16 protein-coding genes and 2 pseudogenes are annotated in these 17776 nt (G+C 70.2%); 8 read left to right on the top strand and 10 right to left on the bottom strand.

All coding sequences use genetic code 11. The features are described from left to right. Positions 1 to 22: 22 nt before the first annotated feature. Positions 23 to 1126 carry a hypothetical protein gene (locus ACWEFL_RS11810; protein WP_451710614.1) on the bottom strand — a complete coding sequence of 368 codons (1104 nt, stop codon included), beginning with the start codon at positions 1124 to 1126 and terminating at the stop codon, positions 23 to 25. 254 nt (positions 1127 to 1380) lie between these two features. On the opposite strand from ACWEFL_RS11810, the gene ACWEFL_RS11805 reads away from it, so the two are divergent. Then, positions 1381 to 2535 carry a cystathionine gamma-synthase gene (locus ACWEFL_RS11805; RefSeq protein ID WP_451710612.1) on the top strand — a complete coding sequence of 385 codons (1155 nt, stop codon included), beginning with the start codon at positions 1381 to 1383 and terminating at the stop codon, positions 2533 to 2535. A 224-nt stretch (positions 2536 to 2759) separates the two neighbouring features. On the opposite strand, the gene ACWEFL_RS11800 is transcribed toward ACWEFL_RS11805, so the two are convergent. From ACWEFL_RS11800 to ACWEFL_RS11790, 3 genes are all read right to left on the bottom strand, one after another. Next, complete coding sequence (locus ACWEFL_RS11800; protein WP_451710610.1) at positions 2760 to 3011, bottom strand: hypothetical protein; 252 nt, start codon at positions 3009 to 3011, stop codon at positions 2760 to 2762. A gap of 31 nt (positions 3012 to 3042) precedes the next feature. Next, on the bottom strand, positions 3043 to 3528 hold the full coding sequence (locus ACWEFL_RS11795; RefSeq protein ID WP_451710608.1) for a sigma factor-like helix-turn-helix DNA-binding protein: 486 nt from the start codon (positions 3526 to 3528) through the stop codon (positions 3043 to 3045). 454 nt (positions 3529 to 3982) lie between these two features. Continuing rightward, positions 3983 to 4483, bottom strand: coding sequence for a MarR family winged helix-turn-helix transcriptional regulator (locus tag ACWEFL_RS11790; RefSeq protein WP_451710607.1), 501 nt, complete (start codon positions 4481 to 4483; stop codon positions 3983 to 3985). A 169-nt stretch (positions 4484 to 4652) separates the two neighbouring features. On the opposite strand from ACWEFL_RS11790, the gene ilvA reads away from it, so the two are divergent. From ilvA to ACWEFL_RS11775, 3 genes are all read left to right on the top strand, one after another. Then, a complete protein-coding gene (gene ilvA / locus ACWEFL_RS11785; RefSeq protein ID WP_451710605.1) occupies positions 4653 to 5888 on the top strand; it encodes a threonine ammonia-lyase in 1236 nt (411 codons plus the stop codon). A 596-nt stretch (positions 5889 to 6484) separates the two neighbouring features. Further along, positions 6485 to 7507 (top strand): ATP-binding cassette domain-containing protein, encoded by a 1023-nt coding sequence (locus ACWEFL_RS11780; protein WP_451710603.1) that lies wholly within the window; start codon positions 6485 to 6487, stop codon positions 7505 to 7507. Beyond that, positions 7504 to 8361 carry an ABC transporter permease gene (locus ACWEFL_RS11775; protein WP_451710601.1) on the top strand — a complete coding sequence of 286 codons (858 nt, stop codon included), beginning with the start codon at positions 7504 to 7506 and terminating at the stop codon, positions 8359 to 8361. The genes ACWEFL_RS11780 and ACWEFL_RS11775 overlap by 4 nt, the downstream gene beginning before the upstream one ends. Positions 8362 to 8570: 209 nt before the next feature. Here the strand turns inward: ACWEFL_RS11775 and greA are convergent, their stop codons facing one another. Both greA and ACWEFL_RS11765 read right to left on the bottom strand, forming a co-directional pair. Continuing rightward, the gene (greA, locus tag ACWEFL_RS11770; RefSeq protein ID WP_451710599.1) at positions 8571 to 9068 is read right to left on the bottom strand and encodes a transcription elongation factor GreA; all 498 of its coding nucleotides are present in this window, start codon (positions 9066 to 9068) and stop codon (positions 8571 to 8573) included. Between the two features lie 235 nt (positions 9069 to 9303). Beyond that, complete coding sequence (locus ACWEFL_RS11765; RefSeq protein WP_451710597.1) at positions 9304 to 9708, bottom strand: DUF4307 domain-containing protein; 405 nt, start codon at positions 9706 to 9708, stop codon at positions 9304 to 9306. A 173-nt stretch (positions 9709 to 9881) separates the two neighbouring features. On the opposite strand from ACWEFL_RS11765, the gene mca reads away from it, so the two are divergent. Together mca and ACWEFL_RS11755 are read left to right on the top strand one after the other, a co-directional pair. Further along, a complete protein-coding gene (gene mca, locus ACWEFL_RS11760) occupies positions 9882 to 10763 on the top strand; it encodes a mycothiol conjugate amidase Mca (RefSeq protein WP_451710595.1) in 882 nt (293 codons plus the stop codon). Further along, positions 10756 to 11001: a hypothetical protein gene (locus ACWEFL_RS11755; RefSeq protein WP_451710594.1), complete on the top strand. Its 246-nt coding sequence runs from the start codon at positions 10756 to 10758 to the stop codon at positions 10999 to 11001. The genes mca and ACWEFL_RS11755 overlap by 8 nt, the downstream gene beginning before the upstream one ends. Positions 11002 to 11413: 412 nt before the next feature. On the opposite strand, the gene ACWEFL_RS11750 is transcribed toward ACWEFL_RS11755, so the two are convergent. From ACWEFL_RS11750 to ACWEFL_RS11740, 3 genes are all read right to left on the bottom strand, one after another. Further along, on the bottom strand, positions 11414 to 14626 hold the full coding sequence (locus ACWEFL_RS11750; RefSeq protein ID WP_451710592.1) for a tetratricopeptide repeat protein: 3213 nt from the start codon (positions 14624 to 14626) through the stop codon (positions 11414 to 11416). Between the two features lie 295 nt (positions 14627 to 14921). Continuing rightward, positions 14922 to 15194 (bottom strand): hypothetical protein, encoded by a 273-nt coding sequence (locus tag ACWEFL_RS11745; protein ID WP_451710591.1) that lies wholly within the window; start codon positions 15192 to 15194, stop codon positions 14922 to 14924. A gap of 122 nt (positions 15195 to 15316) precedes the next feature. Beyond that, positions 15317 to 15883, bottom strand: a complete 567-nt coding sequence (locus tag ACWEFL_RS11740) for a Uma2 family endonuclease (protein WP_451710589.1) — start codon at positions 15881 to 15883, stop codon at positions 15317 to 15319. A gap of 273 nt (positions 15884 to 16156) precedes the next feature. Between ACWEFL_RS11740 and ACWEFL_RS11735 the strand changes: the two are divergent. Next, a pseudogene (locus tag ACWEFL_RS11735) lies at positions 16157 to 16327 on the top strand (DUF255 domain-containing protein); the annotation flags it as partial. 18 nt (positions 16328 to 16345) lie between these two features. Here the strand turns inward: ACWEFL_RS11735 and ACWEFL_RS11730 are convergent. After that, positions 16346 to 16752, bottom strand: a pseudogene (locus ACWEFL_RS11730) (type II toxin-antitoxin system VapC family toxin). A 259-nt stretch (positions 16753 to 17011) separates the two neighbouring features. Here ACWEFL_RS11730 and ACWEFL_RS11725 point away from each other — a divergent pair. Beyond that, positions 17012 to 17776, top strand: coding sequence for a hypothetical protein (locus ACWEFL_RS11725; RefSeq protein WP_451710587.1), 765 nt, complete (start codon positions 17012 to 17014; stop codon positions 17774 to 17776).

The following is a 17776-nucleotide window of genomic DNA, read 5'->3' as shown; positions in this document are numbered from 1 at the left end:
GCTGCCGCGGAAGCCGTGGCCGCTACCGGCGCAGCGTGGCCGGGCTGCCGCCGTTCGCCTCGTAACCGGCCACCGCCAGGTTCCGGTACACCGTGTACTCCGCCGCCGGGTCGTCGCTGAGCGTCCACGGCAGCGCGCCCACGTGGCCGTCCACCCACACGAACTGGTTCATCGCCTCGGCCCACCGCTCCGACCGTACGAGGAAACTCACCAGCAGATGGCGTACGTGCGCCAGCATCGGGTCACCCGGACGGGCCGAGTGGACCGCGAAGAGCGCGCCCTCCACCGCCTTGGTGACGACCGCGCTCTGGTAGAAGTTCTGCACCAGCACCAGGTCGGGGACGTGCTCGTGCACCGCGAACAGCGGCAGCGACGCCAGCAGCGAGCCCTGGGGTGCGCGGGCCGCGGCCGTCGTCGCGAAGTGGTCGGCCTCCTCGCGGCTGCCGTGCCACTTCTCGCACCAGTAGTGCAGCGCGGCCAGATGCGCGCCCATGTGCGTCGGCGCGCGGTCGATCACCTTCGCCCACAGCTGGTCGAACTGTTCGTGTGTGTAGCCGAGGCCGCGTGCCACGGCCAGTTCCGTGATGTACGGAACGGGGTCGCCGGGCGCCAGGAGCGCCGCTTGCGCGGAGACCGTACGGGCCTCCTCCAGGATGATCCGGAAGTCGTCCTGGCCCGCCGACGAGGAACGCCACGCCTGCTGCACCAGGAACTCCGCGTGCACCTGTGCGCCGCCCGCGTCCTTGGGGGAGTCCGAGCGCCAGGCGCGCAGCCACGCCCCGCCCACGCCCGGCTTCTGCCGGAGTTCCAGGGACGCGGCGCCGGCGAACGCCTGCACCCGCTGCCAGCGGACCTCGCCCTCCGCAGGCGTGCCGGAGAGCAGCTGGGCCGCCGCCCGCCAGTCCTGGGTCTGCTGGACGACATCGAGCACATCGAGGAGATCCTGGTCGGGGCCCGGCAGCCGGATGTCCAGCTCCTCCTGGCGCAGGAACCCGTAGTCGTCCGGGTTCGCCGCGTCCGGGGAACGCGGGTCGACCACCTGGAGGGGCGAGCGCCTGCGGCGGACGAAGGGGACGAGGATGCCGATCAGCAGGCCCATCGCGATCAGGAACCAGAGAATCTCCATGACGCCATTGTCCCGGAGAGCGCCGGTTACCGGCCACGAGCGGGCTGCCACGCCATCCGAGGGCGGCAGCGGGCGGAGCCGGCCGGACCGAGGGCGGGGCGCGAGCGGACAGCGGGTGGGGCGCGGGCGGACAGCGGACGCGGTGTGCGCGAGCGGACCGGGAGCGCGAGGCCCCGCCCACCGCGGCAGCCAAGGGGCGCGCGGCTCATCGCACGTTCCGCGAGTGCGCCCCCTCGGCGTTACCCTCGGGCCTCATGAGCCACCAGCACAGCTTCGACAACCTCGAAACCCTCGCGATCCACGCGGGCAACACCGCCGATCCGCTGACCGGCGCGGTCGTCCCGCCCATCTACCAGGTGTCCACCTACAAGCAGGACGGCGTGGGCGGGCTGCGCGGCGGCTACGAGTACAGCCGCAGCGCCAACCCGACCCGTACCGCGCTGGAGGAGAATCTGGCGGCGCTGGAGGGCGGCCGGCGCGGGCTCGCCTTCGCGTCCGGGCTCGCGGCCGAGGACGCCCTGCTCCGTACGCTGCTCGCACCGGGTGACCACGTGGTGATTCCGAACGACGCGTACGGCGGCACCTTCCGCCTCTTCGCGAAGGTCGTCGCGCGGTGGGGCGTCGAATGGTCGGTCGCCGACACCTCCGACGCGGCGGCGGTCCGGGCGGCCATCACGCCGAAGACCAAGCTGGTCTGGGTCGAGACCCCGTCCAACCCGCTGCTCGGGATCACCGACATCGCGGTGCTCGCCGAGGTCGCCCACAGCGCGAACGCCCTGCTCGTGGTGGACAACACCTTCGCCAGCCCCTATCTCCAGCAGCCGATCGCGCTCGGCGCGGACATCGTCGTGCACTCCCTCACCAAGTACATGGGCGGGCATTCGGACGTCGTCGGCGGTGCGCTGATCGCGGCGGACGCGACGGTCGGCGAGGAACTGGCGTACCACCAGAACGCGATGGGCGCGGTGGCGGGCCCGTTCGACTCGTGGCTGGTGCTGCGCGGGATCAAGACCCTGCCCGTACGGATGGACCGGCACAGCGAGAACGCGGTGCGGGTCGCCGACATGCTCTCCCGCCACCCCAAGGTGACCCGCGTGCTCTATCCGGGACTGCCGGACCACCCCGGTCATGACATCGCGGCGAAGCAGATGAAGTCCTTCGGCGGCATGGTCTCGTTCCGCGTGGCGGGCGGCGAGGAGGCGGCGGTCGAGGTCTGCAACCGGGCGAAGCTGTTCACGCTCGGAGAGTCCCTCGGCGGTGTCGAGTCGCTGATCGAGCATCCGGGGCGGATGACGCACGCGTCGGTGGCGGGGTCCGCGCTGGAGGTGCCCGCGGATCTGGTCCGGCTGTCGGTCGGCATCGAGGCGGCCGACGATCTGCTCGCCGATCTTCAGCAGGCGCTGGCGTAGCCGTACGGACCCCGGGGCGCGGCGGGATCGCGGGCGGGCTTCCGGCCGCTGCCCGGCCGGGGAAACGGGCCCCGGTACGGCCTGGCGGTTCGGGGGCGCACCCGACCCGGCAGCCCGACAGCCGATAGCCCGGCAGCCCGGCAGCACGTCGGCCCGTCCTCCCCGCAACTCCTCCGCGTCCAGCCCCGCCCGCCCGTCCCGCCCGCACCGCCCGCACCGCCTCGCTAATACCCCTCCACCGGCGGTGTCGTCGTCGACGGTTCCGCCGCCCAGGGTTCCCGTACCGCCAGCCACACCGTGAGCGCGATCACCAGCGCCAGCAGCAGCGCCCAGGCCGCCAGCCGGGCTCTCCGACGGCGGCGGAGCAGCCGGGTGCCGCGTTCCACCGCGCGGGCCGCCAGGTCCGCAGGGGCCGGGGGACGGCCGGCGGCCAGCATCCGGCGGACGTCCTGCTGCTTGCGGGTCTGGCCGCTCATCACACCGGCCCTCCGTCGAACCGTCTCCTCATCACACCGCTTCGGCCGGGGCGCCGCGTGGCGCGGGTCTCGGGGACGTGTGCTCCGGGCGGTGCACTGCGGCGACCGCGCGGCGACAGATCGCGCGGGTCCGTTCCACCGGGAGTCCCAGCAGGGCCGCCGTCTGTTCCTCGGCCACCCCTTCGTACAGCCGCAGCACCAGAACCAGCCGTTCGCGCGGGGTGAGCCGGTCGAGTGCGCCGCCGTGCGCCCGGTGATAGCGCCAAGCGCCTCGGGCGAAGCCGACGGCGAGATCCCGCCGGGTGCGGTTGTACGGGTCCTCGCCGCGCAGCCGGTCCCACTGCGCGTAGGTCCGCGCCAGTGCGGCGGTCAGCAGTGCTCGCGCGTGCGGATTGTCGTCGGGGGGCTCCGCGGTGAGCAGGGTGGCGGCGTGGAGGAGCCGGCCGCCCGCGCCCGCGACGAACGCCTCGAACTCCCGGGTGCGGCGACGCGTCCGTGCGGCCTGTCGCTCGCTCACGTCCTCATATAGAGGCAGGCGTGCGGCTCGGGTCAAGACGTCGGCACGGCATCTACGGACGGAAGTACGGGCCGGTGTGTACCCGGGGGCTACGGCTCCGGCCGAAGGAAGCCCGGCTCGGGTCCGGCGGAGGCGCGTACCCGCGTGGGGCGCGCGGCCGGGCCGGAACTCCGGTGGACCCAGGTGGTCGGCGTACCAGGGTCGTAGTACCGGTGCGAGAGGCTCGGCCCGCGCGGTCCCCGTTGTCGGGTGAACGGATGAACAGTGGCCGGGATGGTCTGTCGGCTGGGTCGGTGGTCGGTCGATGGTCAGTCGGCGGTCGGTCTGTGGTCGTTGATCAGTCGGGAACCAGCCGGTGAATCGGTCGGTGATCAGCCGGCGTCAGTCGGTGGTCGGGTGGCTGCCGGGCCTCGGCCGGATCCGGTACCGGACGGCCTCGGTTGCGGCTGCCGGGCTATGACGTGGCCGGCGGCCCCTCCGTGCCGGCCTGGCGGGCCGACAACGCTGTGTTGAAGCGTGTGAGCAAGGAGGTGAACGACTCCCGCTCGTGCTCCGTCCAGCCGTCCGTCACCCGCTCCATCAACGCTCGCCGTGAGGAGCGGACCTCCTCCAGGCGGGCCTGCCCGCGCGGGGAGAGCTGAAGGACGACGGCGCGACCGTCCTCGGGGTGCGAGGTGCGCTTGACCAAGCCGGTGTCGACCAGGGGGGCGACCTGGCGGGTGACGGTCGACGAGTCGATCCCCATCCCCGCCGCGAGCGCCTTCACGCCCATCGGTCCTTCCCGGTCGAGCCGGTTGAGCAGCAAATACGCGGCGCGGTCCATCGAATTGCGAACCTGCCCGACCCCACCGAGCCGGGTCTGTTCCGCACGGCGCGCGAACAGGGCGACCTGGTGCTGGAGAGCATCGAGGAGGCCGGGGTCTAGACGGGTCGTCATGTCCTGAGAAGTGGGCATGGCAAAGGGCTCTCTCGTGCGGGGGCGGTCGATTGGTGGGGGACAGAGTACGCGGCCCCGGGGCAGTCCGTACGGGACCTGAGGAAACCGGCAAAGAAGCGGTACGGAAGCGCGCGGAGGCGCGAAATGAGGGCGAACGCGCCCTGCTTGAGCTGCGAGACTGGGTGGCATGAGCTTCAGCCCGTCCCGCACCTTCCGTCCCGTCATTCTCGATGACATCCGGGGGGCGCAGAAGATGCTCTCCGGGATCGCGCGGACCACCGCGATGGAGAGCAGCAGGCATCTCTCCCAGCTGGTGGGGGCTCCTGTGCACCTCAAGTGCGAGAACCTCCAGCGCACCGGCTCCTTCAAGCTGCGCGGCGCGTATGTGCGCATCTCGGGGCTCCGCCCGGAGGAGCGGGCGGCGGGCGTGGTCGCCGCCTCGGCCGGAAATCACGCGCAGGGGGTAGCGCTCGCCTCGTCGCTGCTCGGAGTGCGCTCGACCGTGTTCATGCCGGTGGGAGCCCCGCTGCCGAAGGTGGCGGCGACACGGGAGTACGGCGCGGAGGTGCGGCTGCGCGGGCAGGTGATCGAAGAGACCCTTCAGGCCGCCGAGGAGTACGCGCGGGAGGCGGGCGCGGTCCTCATCCACCCGTTCGACCACCCCGACGTCATCGCCGGACAGGGCACCGTCGGTCTGGAGATCCTTGAGCAGTGCCCCGAGGTGCGCACGATCGTCGTCGGCATCGGGGGCGGCGGTCTGGCGGCGGGCATCGCGGTCGCGGTGAAGGCGGTACGGCCCGATGTGCGGGTGGTCGGGGTGCAGGCGGAGGGCGCGGCGGCGTATCCGCCCTCGCTGGTGGCGGGGCGTCCGGTCTCCATCGACGCGCCGGTCACGATGGCGGACGGCATCAAGGTGGGCCGCCCCGGAGACCTGCCCTTCAAAATCATTGGCGACTTGGTCGACGAGGTCCGTACGGTGAGCGAGGACGCGCTCTCCAGCGCGCTGCTGCTCTGTCTGGAGCGGGCCAAGCTCGTGGTCGAACCGGCCGGGGCGAGCCCGGTGGCGGCGCTGCTGAGTGAGCCGGGGGCGTTCAAGGGGCCCGTCGTCGCCGTGCTGTCGGGCGGCAATGTGGATCCGCTGCTGATGCAGCGGATTCTGAGGCACGGGATGGCCGCGGCAGGGCGCTATCTCTCGCTGCGGCTCCGGCTGACGGACCGGCCGGGGGCCCTCGCCGCACTGTTGGCGGCACTGTCAGTGCTCGACGCTAACGTGCTCGACGTGAGTCATGTGCGGACCGATCCGCGGCTCGGGCTCACCGAGGTGGAGGTGGAACTACAGCTGGAGACCAAGGGCCCGGAGCACTGCGACGAGGTCGCGGCGGCGCTGCGCGAGGCGGGGTACACGGTCCTGTCCGAGGACTGACGGCCGACGGCTGTGCGTCAGCCGCCGGGTGCGGGGATCCGGGCGGCAGCCGCCGGCTGTCAGGAGTCGGTGCGGGCTGTCAGGAGTCGGCGCGGGGTGCCGGGGGACACCGCGCCGGAGGTGCGGTGGTCGGGGGCGAGGGTCTTTCACTCCTTGGCGGTTGCGCGATGTGTGACGGCTGCACGATGTATCGCGTTGCACCAACCTCTTGAGTGACGCGATACATCGCGATACGGTGTGACTCGCCGTGCCCCTGTCAGGCGGCCCCATGACGCTCCGGGCATATGAAAAATTGCCAAGAAAAACTACAAACCTGTACATCTGATGGGTCCTGTACGGGATGCGCGACTGTGGCCGCACCGGCACAGCACCCGGCGCCGTCCGGCCGCTCAACCGATTTCGGCGCCCTGGTGGGACCGCCACCGCGGCCACTCCGCGCTCCCCCGCACGTACGACACGCACCACCCCGCACGACAAGCACGACCCCGCACGACAAGCACCACCCCGCACCACCCGCACCACAGACCGCATGCACCGCGCAGACCGCATGCGGCGAAGTCGACGTAAGTTACCTGCCACCACCCTGGGAGACCCCTATGCCAGGTGCCATTTACGCCGAAGGTCTCGTGAAGACGTTCGGCGACGTAAAGGCTCTGGACGGCGTCGATCTCGACGTCCCCGAAGGCACGGTTCTGGGGCTTCTCGGCCCGAACGGCGCCGGCAAGACCACCACCGTCCGTGTTCTGACCACCCTGCTCAAGCCCGACAGCGGCAGGGCCGTCGTCGGCGGACTCGACGTCCTCAAGCAGCCGAACGAGGTCCGCCGCTCCATCGGCCTCTCCGGCCAGTTCGCGGCGGTCGACGAGTATCTGACCGGCCGCGAGAACCTCCATATGGTCGGCCAGCTCTACCAGATGAGCTCCCGTGACGCGAAGGCCCGTGCCGTCGAGCTGCTGGAGCGCTTCAACCTCGCGGACGCCGCCGACCGGCCCGCCAAGACCTACTCCGGCGGCATGCGCCGCCGCCTCGACCTCGCCGCGGCCCTGGTCGTCTCCCCGCCCGTGATGTTCATGGACGAGCCGACCACCGGACTCGACCCGCGCAACCGGCAGCAGCTGTGGTCGGTCATCCAGGAACTGGTCCACAGCGGTACGACCCTGCTGCTGACCACCCAGTACCTCGAAGAGGCCGACCACCTCGCCGACACCATCTGCGTCGTCGACCACGGCAGGGTCATCGCCCGCGGCACCGCCGACCAGCTCAAGGACCAGACCGGCGGCGAGCGCGTCGAGGTCATCGTGCACGAGAGGGACCAGATCGCCCCCGCGCGCGAGGTGCTGCTGACCCTCGGCAAGGGCGAGGTCTCCATCGCCGAGCACACCCGCAAGCTCACCGTCCCCGTCACGGGCGGCGCCAAGCTCCTCGCCGAGGTCATCCGCGATCTGGACACCCGAGGCGTGGAGATCGACGACATCGGCCTGCGCCGCCCCACCCTCGACGACGTCTTCATCTCGCTCACCGGCCACGCCGCGGAGATCGAGCGGGAGGAGTCCGATGCCGTTCCCGAGGACGCCCAGGGCCGCAAGGGCCGCAAGTCCCGTAAGGAGACCGCGAAGTGACCACCACTACGGAAGCCGTCAAGCTCGTGGCTCCCAAGCCCCGCGGCGGCATCGTGCAGTCGGTCAACGACTCGCTCGTGGTCGCCCGGCGCAATCTGATCAGGATGACCCGCATCCCGGAGATGATCATCTTCGGGTTGATCCAGCCGATCATGTTCGTCGTGCTGTTCACCTACGTCTTCGGCGGCTCCATCCGGGTCGGCGGCTCCGACTCCGTCCAGGCGTACCGCGAGTTCCTGATGGCGGGCATCTTCGCCCAGACCGTGACCTTCGCCACCGCCGGCGCGGGCGCGGGCATCGCCGACGATATGCAGAAGGGCCTCATCGACCGCTTCAGGTCACTTCCCATGGCCCGTGGAGCGGTCCTCACCGGCCGTACGCTCGCCGACCTCGTACAGACCGCGCTCACCCTCGCCGTCCTCGCCGTCGTCGCGCTGATCGTCGGCTGGCGCGTCCACGAGAACGTGGGCAAGGTCCTCCTCGGCTTCCTCCTGCTGCTGTTCCTCGGATACGCGTTCTCCTGGATCGGCGCCCTGATCGGACTCAGCGTGCGGACCCCCGAGGCCGCCACCTCCGGCGGACTGATCTGGCTGTTCCCGTTGACGTTCATCTCGAACGCCTTCGTGGACGCCAACCAGATGCCGACCTTCCTGCGCACCATCGCGGAATGGAACCCGTTCAGCGCCACCGTCCAGGCGTGCCGGGAGCTGTTCGGCAATCTGCCGCCGGGATTCGAGACGTCGGACGCCTGGCCCATGCAGCACCCGATCCTGGCGTCGCTGCTCTGGTCCGCGCTGATTCTGCTGGTTTTCCGCACCCTGGCGGTGCGCAAGTACCGCTCGGCCGCCTCCTGACGGATCCGGACGCCTGGCTCTCCGGGACGTCCGGCTCTCCGGGGGGACGTCCGGGCACGCCGAAGGGCCGGACCGCGTCATGCGGTCCGGCCCCCTTCGTGCTACCGGCCCCTTCGTGCTACCGGCCCCTTCGTGCTACCAGCCCGTCGCTCGCCCCGGCCCTTCCTGCGGGAGGGCTCTCGGCGCGGGCGGGGCCGGGCGGTCCGGCGTCAGCCGGTGTACGGCTTGGCCGCGAGGATCTTCACGGAGGCCGTCCTGCCGTTCGGCAGCTCGTACTCGGCGATGTCGCCGACCTTCTTGCCGTTCACTCCGGTGCCGAGGGGCGACTGCGGGGAGTACGTCTCGACGGTGGCGCTCGCGTACTCACGGGACGCCATCAGGAACGTCAGCGTGTCGTCCTCGTCGCCGTCGAAGGCGATCGTCACGACCATGCCGGGCTCCACGATGCCGTCGTCCGGCGGGGCCTCACCGACCTTCGCGGTGTCCAGGAGCTGGGTCAGCTGGCGCACACGGAGCTCCTGCTTGCCCTGCTCCTCCTTGGCCGCGTGGTACCCGCCGTTCTCCCGCAGGTCGCCCTCTTCGCGAGCCGCCTCGATCTTCTTGGCGATCTCGGTGCGCGCGGGACCAGACAGATACGCCAGCTCGGCCTTGAGCTGGTTGTACGCCTCCTGGGTAAGCCAGGTGACGTTTTCACTGGTCTGGGTCACAGGTGCTCCTCGTAGGTACTGGGATACAAAGCAACGCCCTACCCAGAAGGATGTGCCTTCATGGAAGGGCGAAACCACGACCCTAACAATTTCGTGGGGAAAGGGGGAGAACAAATGCCGTGAGAATCGCGTCAGAGCAGGTCAGACAATGATCCGCTGCCGAACCGCGGTGATTTTTCCCGATGGCCCGATCGACGGCCGGTCCCTCGGCCCCCGCGGACAGCCGCTCAGACGGCTATGTGGAGGTGCACTGCACCAGCTCCGCGGTGGTGGCCCGGCCAGTCGTCCGGATTTTGACCACCTGGTCGATCCGGGACTCGCCCCGCTGATCGACGGCGACTTCCAGCCGCCCCACTTCCGCGCCGTCCTCGGCACGGGAACGCACCGTGCAGGTGCCGGTGGAATCCGCGTTCTTCCGGATCTCCAGATGCACCTGGACCTCGGAGTCCGATGCGACCGAGAATTTGATCATTTCGGCGCTGATCCGCTGCCCGGCCACATAGTCGTAACCGAACCAGCCGACCATGCCGATCAGACCCACGCCCAGGACGGCGCCCACGATCTTCAGCCGTCGGTCGGAGCGCTGGTCGGCCGAGCGGCCGTACCGGCCCTCGGGAAGCTGCTCTCGCACGCCGACCATGGTCATTCCTCTCGGACTGGATCCCCGGTGGGACCCACGGAATTTTCCGTCCCCCGATTCGGTCACTATAGAGACGCCCTCCCGGCACCACGCCACCGCCCCTCATCGATGTTTCCACCCTGTCCCTACGGGACCACACCGACATTTTGCGACGAATCACTGAGGATCCAGTCTTGACTGAGCAGCTGCGACTGATGGCCGTTCACGCCCACCCCGACGACGAGTCGAGCAAGGGCGCGGCCACGATGGCCAAGTATGTGTCCGAGGGGGTGGACGTGCTGGTCGTGACCTGCACGGGAGGCGAGCGCGGCTCCATCCTCAACCCGAAACTCCAGGGCGACGCCTATATCGAGGAGAACATCCACGAGGTCCGCAAGAAGGAGATGGACGAGGCCCGCGAGATCCTCGGCGTCGGTCAGGAGTGGCTCGGCTTCGTCGACTCCGGGCTGCCCGAGGGCGACCCGCTGCCGCCGCTGCCCGAGGGCTGCTTCGCGCTGGAGGACGTGGAGAGCGCGGCGGGCCGGCTGGTCCGGTCGATCCGCTCGTTCCGCCCGCAGGTGATCACGACGTACGACGAGAACGGCGGCTATCCGCACCCCGACCACATCATGACCCACAAGATCACGATGGCGGCCTTCGAGGGCGCCGCGGATCCGGAGCGCTTTCCCGAGTCCGTGTTCGGCCCGGTCTGGCAGCCGCGGAAGCTGTACTACAACCAGGGCTTCAACCGGCCGCGTACGGTCGCGCTCCACGAGGCGCTCCTGGAGCGCGGCCTGGACTCGCCGTACGGGGAGTGGCTGGAGCGCTGGAAGGAGTTCGAGCGCGCCGAGCGCACGCTGACCACGTACGTCCCCTGCGCCGACTTCTTCGAGATCCGTGACAAAGCCCTCATCGCGCATGCGACGCAGATCGATCCGGACGGGGGGTGGTTCCATGTGCCGATGGAGATCCAGAAGGAGATCTGGCCGACGGAGGAGTACGAGCTGGTGACGTCTCTGGTCGATACCTCCCTCCCCGAGGACGACCTCTTCGCGGGCATCCGCGACAATGCCTGATATGAGCGCAAGCGCAGATCTCGCAATGACGCACGCGGTGACCCTGGCCAAGGAGATCGACCCGAACAAGGTCACTCCGGGTGTCCTCGGCTTCCTCGTCTTCGCGGCGATGGCCGTGGGCGTGTGGCTCCTCATGAAGTCGATGTCCCGGCACATGGGCCGGGTCGACTTCGAGGAGGCCCCGGCCTCGGACCGCAGCCCGCGGACGACCCTGCCAGAGGCGAAGACGAAGGCATAGACGGCGGAGCCGGGCACAGGCCCGGCGCAGGACCCGGCGGCGGATGCCCCTGGCAGCGCGTCTCCGGGCCCCCGACGTCAGACTCAGGGCTCCGGGCCGCGGGGCAGGGCGTACGGGCGTACGTTCACGGGTCGCCGCCGCCGGTTCGGCCCCGGCACGTCCACCGCTGGCGGCCCCCGGTGCGAACCCCGGCCTTCCGGTGCTCGCGTGACACGGGGGAGTGACGTCGGCGACCCGGGGGTCCCCGTCCTGGACCGGGACGGACGTCCGGCGTACGCGGGGCCGGGCCGGAGCTCCGCCCCGGCCACCAGCCCCGCCCCGGCCTGTCGGCCCCGCACCCGCCACGGCCCAGCGACCACGCACCTGCCACGGCCCAGCGACCACGCACCTGCCCCGGCTCACCCGCCCCGGCTTACGTCGGCGTCGCCACCGGAACGCCCATCACCTCCCGCGCGTGCCGGTTCGGCACGAGGCCCAGCGTCCACGCCTGCCAGCCGTCCTCCAGCCGCACACCTCGGGCCAGCATCACGGAGAACGCCTCCGCGCAGTCCTCCAGCTTGCCGTCGCGAGTGGCGTGACGGTCGCCGATCAGCCGGGACAGCTCCTCCTGGGCGACGATCGTGCCCACCTCCGTACCGCCGGGAGAGGCGTACGGAAGCAGGGTGCAGCGCAGAAAGCGGGCCCAGTCGGCCCCGCGGTCGTCGTGGTACGAAGTGAACAGTTCCAGCGCCTCGTCGCACAGCGTCAGCGCCTGTGCCGGACGGCTGTTGCCCGCGTCGATCAGGGCGAGTTCCAGACACGTCCACGCCTCGCCGTGCTCCACCCCGATGCGGCGGAAGTCGGCGCGGGCGTCCACCAGGAGCTGACGGGCGAAGCCGGAGTTGCGGAGGTTGCCCGTCTGGGCCGCGCGCTGGTCGCGGGTGACGCGCCCCGAGTGATGGCGGGCGCAGGCCAGCCCGTACACGTCCCGCATCCGCGAGAACATCGTCCGGGCCCGCTCCAGCTCCCGTACCGCCTGGTCGCGGTCGCCGGACTCCTCCAGCGCCTGTCCCAGGTAGTACAGCGTCCACGCCTCACCGCGCGCGTCCTCGTTGTCCCGGTGCCGGGAGAGCGCCTCCCGCAGCCGGTCCACCGCCGAGTTCGGCTCGCCGTCCACCAGCCGGGCGCGCGCCAGCTGCGTCAGCGCCCACGCCTCACCGCGCTCGTCCCGCGTACGCCCGTACTGCTCCAGCGCCGTCCGCAGCTCCGACTCCGCGCGCGGCACATCGCCCATCCGCAGACAGACCTGCCCCAGCTGGAAGTGCGTCCACGCCTCGCCGTGGAGCGACTCGCCCTCCCGGTGCAGCTCCAGCGCCGTCGCCAGCAGCGTCAGCGCCTCCGCGAGATTGGCCTGATCCCGTCGTACGGCGGCGAGCGCGTGCAGCGACCACGCCCGGTCCTCCGCCTGCTCCGGCGACGACTGCGCCTCGATCGCCTCGTTCAGCTTCGCCGCCGCCTCGGTGAGATTGCCCTGATGGTGCAGGGTGATCCCGAGCGAGCAGAGCGCGAGCGCGGCCCCGGCCTCGTTCTGCGCCTCCCGGTAGAGGCCGACGACCGACGAGAGGGTCGTGCGCGCCTTGTCCAGCTCACCGAGCTGACGGGCGGCGATGCCCGTACGCAGCTGTACGGCACGCTCCAGCAGCCCCTTGTCGACCGCCTGGGACAGCTCGCTGATCTCCCCGAGCCGGTAGAGGTCGCCCCGCAGCAGGCAGTAGTCGGCGAGCGCGCCGAGGAGTCCCAGTACGGTCTGCTGATCGACCCCCTCCGCGTACCGCAGCGCGGAGGTGATGAAGCTGGACTCGTCGTCGAGCCAGCGCAGCGCGGATTCCAGCGAGGAGAAGCCGTGTGCCCCGAACTTCCCGGCCCGCGTGGAGAGTTTGCCGTCGACCATCCGGATCACGGCCCCCGCGAGGTCCGCGTAGTTCTGTATCAGCCGCTCCTGCGCGGCCGTACGCTCCGACGCCTCCTCCTCGTCGAGGAGCCGGGCCCTGGCGAAGGCCCGTACGACATCGTGGAGCCGGTAGCGGCTGGACCGCACCCTGTCGATCAGCCCCGCGTCCGCCAGCTCCCGCAGCAGCCGCTCCGACTCCTGCTCGTCCGTCCCCAGCAGCGCTGCCGCCGCCGCCGCGCCCAGCGACGCCCGCCCGGCCAGCGCGAGCCGGCGCAGCAGCCGCCGCGCCTGGTCGGGCTGGTCGGTGTAGCGCAGCCACAGCGCCCGCTCGGCCGGTTCGACCGGCCCGTACGCGTCGAGATCGGCGATCAGCCGCTCCGCCGTACGCGACCCGAGCGAGGAGCCCGCGATCCGCAGCGCGAGAGGCAGCCCGCCGCACAACTCCCGTATCCGGTCGGCTGCCTGGGCGTCGTACGGCCCCTCGGCCGGAGCCGCCGCGACCGCCCGCAGCAACTCCTCCGCGCCCGCCTCGTCCAGCGCGTCCACGGGCAGCCGGTGCACCCAGGCCGGAATGTCGTCCGGCAGTTCGAGGGGAGTGCGGGCGGTCACCAGCACCAGGCTGTCCGAACGCTCCGGCACCAGCGTGCGCACCTGCGCCGGATCGCTCGCGTCGTCGAGGACGACGGTGACCGGCAGCCCGGTCAGATGCTGGTGGTACAACTCGCCCAGCCGGCGCACCTGCTGCTCCGCCGAAGCCCGCTCGCGGAACAGCAGCTGCTCACGCGGCGCGCCCAGCCGGTTCAGCAGATGCAGCAGCGCGTCCCGCGTCGACAGGGGGTGCTCGCTGTCGCCGCGCAGATCGACGACGCACGCCCCCCTGAACTGGTCCTTCAGATGGTGCGCCGCACGGACGGCGAGGGTGGTGCGGCCCGCGCCCCGAGGCCCGTGCAGCACGACGATCGTCGGCTTCGTCTCCGTCGACGCGCGGGCCGCGTGCACCCACTGCGCGATCTGATTCATGGCGTCCCGGCGGCCCGCGAACGCGCCCTCCGGCAGCGGCAGATGCCCGAACGACTGCTCGAGCACCGTCCGTCTGCGGGCCGCCGCGCTCCGGTCGCCGCCCCTGAGCCGCGGTGCGGCGGCCTTCTGCGCCGGCCGGACCGGCCGTTTGGCCGCCGTCAGCATCCGCTGCTGATCGAGGAACGGCCGGATACCCCGTACGTCCAGAGCGGTCAGCCACTGCAGCCTCAACTGCTCGGCCCCGCCCGGCTGCCCGAGTGCCCCGGCCGTGCGGTGCGCCGCCGGCCAGTGGGACGCGGTCACCTTCAGCACGGTCGCCGCCGCTCCGGCCACCGCGACGATCGCCCCCGCGCCGAGCGCCGTGCCGGGCCCGGTGCCAAGCGCGAAGTCCGCCCCCGTCGCGGCGACGGCCGCGACGGCCGTCACCAGCAGGGGAGCCGACAGATTCGCCCGCCCGAACTGCGCCGCCAGCGGCTGCCGGGACGCCTCCGCCTCGGCCTCCGCCCTTTCGTACACCGCGTACTCCTCGGCCGCGTTCGCGGCCATAGCGTCGAGAGCGGCCCTCCCTCGGGCGAGCAGTGTGCTCGCGTCCGCCTGTCCGCCCGTACGCCGAGTCTCTTCCTCCACGGCGCGTACCAACAGCCGCTCGGCTTCGGCCCGATGGCTGTCCCGCATAGGAGCCCCCTCCATGGTCCGGTTCCGTTTCCGGACACAAGTGTCCTGCGTGTCGGCCGTGAGCGCGAGGGAGTCTCGGGATCAACCACCGTGAACCGCCAGAGGAATCCATCCAGCTGAGGCGGGGTCACGACCCGTCGGCGTGACGGGGAGTGGCCGCCGACAGGGCGCGTACGGCCGGTCGGGTGTACCGCCCCCGTGGCTCGTTACCCCCCTCGCCCCACGCCGTACGCGAGAACGCGCGCATGCCGAACCGCCTCGGAGCCGAGCACCAGGGATCGGGCGGGCCGCTCCTTCACACGGCGCCCCGCCCGGCGCCCTGAGAGTTCCCCTCCCCGAACAGCGCGCGGCGCGCGGCTTCGACCTCCCGCTCTGCGAGCGCGCCGTGTTCCTCTTCATGTGAGGCGACGATCTCTGTGTGGCCGTCCATGGCGAGCTGGTGTCGGACCGCCTCGGTGGTGCAGCCGGACACCCCGCGCCGTCCGGCTCGTGCGCGCAGCTCACTGACCAGGTCGGCGGGCATGGACACGGAAATGCTCTCGGTGATCCCGGCGCGGGTCGGTTTCATGCCGGCAGTGTGCGACAAGATTCATTACAGTGTCGGCGGCTTGTGGGCGCTGCATTACCGGATCGCCGACCGGATCAGTCAGCCGCTGTACCTCCACAGTGACGCGATCAGGCACGGCACTGTCAGATGACTCTCAGATCGGCGACGACCGGGAAGGGCACGGCAGCCCTGATCACGCCGGTGATCATCTCGCCGTCCCTGTAGGTCTTGGTGGCGGGGTCGAGGACGTAGGCGTAGATGATCGGCACCCCGGGGGCGGCCTGTTCGACCCGCCAGTAGAAGGGGATGCCGGCCTTGGCGTACTGGTCCGCCTTCACGATCCGGTCGGTGGTCTCCGAGCCGGGCGACACCACCTCGGCGACCAGGAGCACGTGTTCGGGGCGCGTGGGCGTGAGATCGATGGTCTCCGCCCGGTAGACCACGACGTCCGGACGGCGGTTGGTGAGGGGAACGTCTTGCAGGCGGACGTCAAAGTCCGTGTCGGCGTTCCAGTCCGAGCCCGCTGCCGCGTTCAGGGCGTTGGCCAGGATGCGGGCGAGCCGGTTGTGCCGTTTGGACGCGCTCGGGCTTACAACGACCATTCCGTCCACGATCTCGATGCCGGCACACTGCTCCTCGGACCAGGAGTCGTACTGCTCCGCGCTGATCGGAGTATGCATCCACTCGGGCACCACCATCTCGGCGGTCATGGTGTACCTCCTTCGAGGAGCCCTGACAGGTCCGGCGCTGCCGAGCTCAACCTACTGTCCTGTGATGTCGAGGCGCTCGAATCGTAAGAGCGCCAGGACGTGTTCGACGCCGACCCGTCCTGCTTGCCACGGCTACCGCCAGAGGAGGCCGCGTCTCCGAACCAGATGTCCGCAGTCCCGTACGCAAGCTCCCTCAGCGATGCGAAAGGCGAGCGCAGGCAAGCCTGTGCGGGCATCACTGGCCGGGCCGGGCGTTGTGAGAGGCTGGGCCCTATGAACCGGTTGGCTGGTGTGACCTCGCCTTATCTGCTTCAGCACGCTGACAATCCGGTCGACTGGTGGCCCTGGACGCCGGAGGCTTTCGAGGAAGCGCGACGGCGCGATGTACCCGTTCTGCTTTCCGTCGGGTACTCGGCGTGCCACTGGTGCCAGTGCATTCAGAGACCCCGTAGTCGGTGGTGCTCACACCTCTCTGATGATCACGCGGCTCCCGCAGAGCTTCGACCAGTCGTCGCGGTCGGAGGTGAGGACGATCACGGGGGCCGGAACGCGGAGCGCGAGCGCGGCGACGAGGGCGTCGATCGCGTATCTGTGCCCATGTAGTCCGCTGGCCTCCCGGAGCAGCGTCACTGCAGTGAGGGAGTCCTCCTGGCTGACCGGTTCCACCCGCAATCTGGAGAGCACCCACGTCAAGCGCGGCAGATCGGTCTTCTCCTGCACAGCTTCGACGATGGTTGGCGCGGACACCAGGACGGGGACCCCGACCTGTCGGGATGCCTCGTACGCGCCGCCATCCTGCGGTCGTTACGCAGGAGCAGGGAGAGCGCCTCGGAGTCGAGCACCAGGGAGCGGGCCGGCTGCTCCTTCATGGAGCGCCCTGTTCCACGGCACCGGCATTCTCTTCTCCGAACAGCTCACGACGAGCGGATCAGCAAGCGCGGAAGGTATGTTCGCGATTCGGGTCGGGCTGCACCCGGCCTGCAGTTTCGGGATGCCGAGCGGTCCGACCGAGCGGGAGGCCGTTCGACTCGTGCCGTTCTCGCAGGTCGCATCTGCCGCTGTGAGAGGCTGGGCCGACTGCCCATGCGGAGGCGGTCTGGGTGGTTGGAAGAGCGATAGAGGGTGGCAGTGAGCGCGGTCGAGCAGGTGTTTCTGGAGTGCGAGCGCGCTCGGGCGAACGGTGACTTGATCAAGCGGGTCTCCGCTAGTGACAAGGAGTACCACTTCCAGAACTGGGTACAGGCGCGTATCGAGGCATGCGATCTGTCGTACGACGAGCCTGGCCGGAACACCTATCCGGACTTCAGGCTGGTTCATCACCCGGAGGGGTACGAGGTTAAGGGGTTGGAGTTCCCGGGGCGTGAAGCCGATTACGACTCCAACTCCCAGGTCCCCACCGGCAACCACGGCGGGCGCGAGGTTTTCTATGCGTTTGGTCGCTACCCTAAGTCAGAGCGTGGTATCGATGAGTACCCGGTCGTGGATCTAGTGGTGTGCCACGGGAGCTTCCTCAACGCCGATAGTGAGTATGTCCACAAAAACAAGTCATTCCGTGGCTTCGGCTCATATGGCGACATCCTGGTTCGAGATCGCAAGATGTACGTCGTACCAACACCGTTCGCACTGGTTTCTGGCACTGCCGGGCTCGCGACTTTGATCGTTCCTGCCAGCTTCCAGCCACAGTCGGGCGCCCTTGTCCAGGTGGGCGAGCTCGACCGGATCGAGGTTGACGAGGTCGTCGTGTCATACGAGTTCAACCTTCAGACCAATGAGATGGTGACGCACAAGGCACCCAACCCCAATGCCGGCAAGGTTCACAGTTTTCGTGCATATCGCTCGCGCGGCGCTGGCGACGCCAAGACGGTCTCTCTCGCAGGGGCGCGATCGTGGTGA

The sequence above is a fragment of the Streptomyces sp. NPDC004838 genome, from assembly GCF_053600955.1.
The sequence above is the reverse complement of the archived record's forward strand: the minus strand, read 5'-3'. Positions and strand labels throughout refer to the sequence as shown.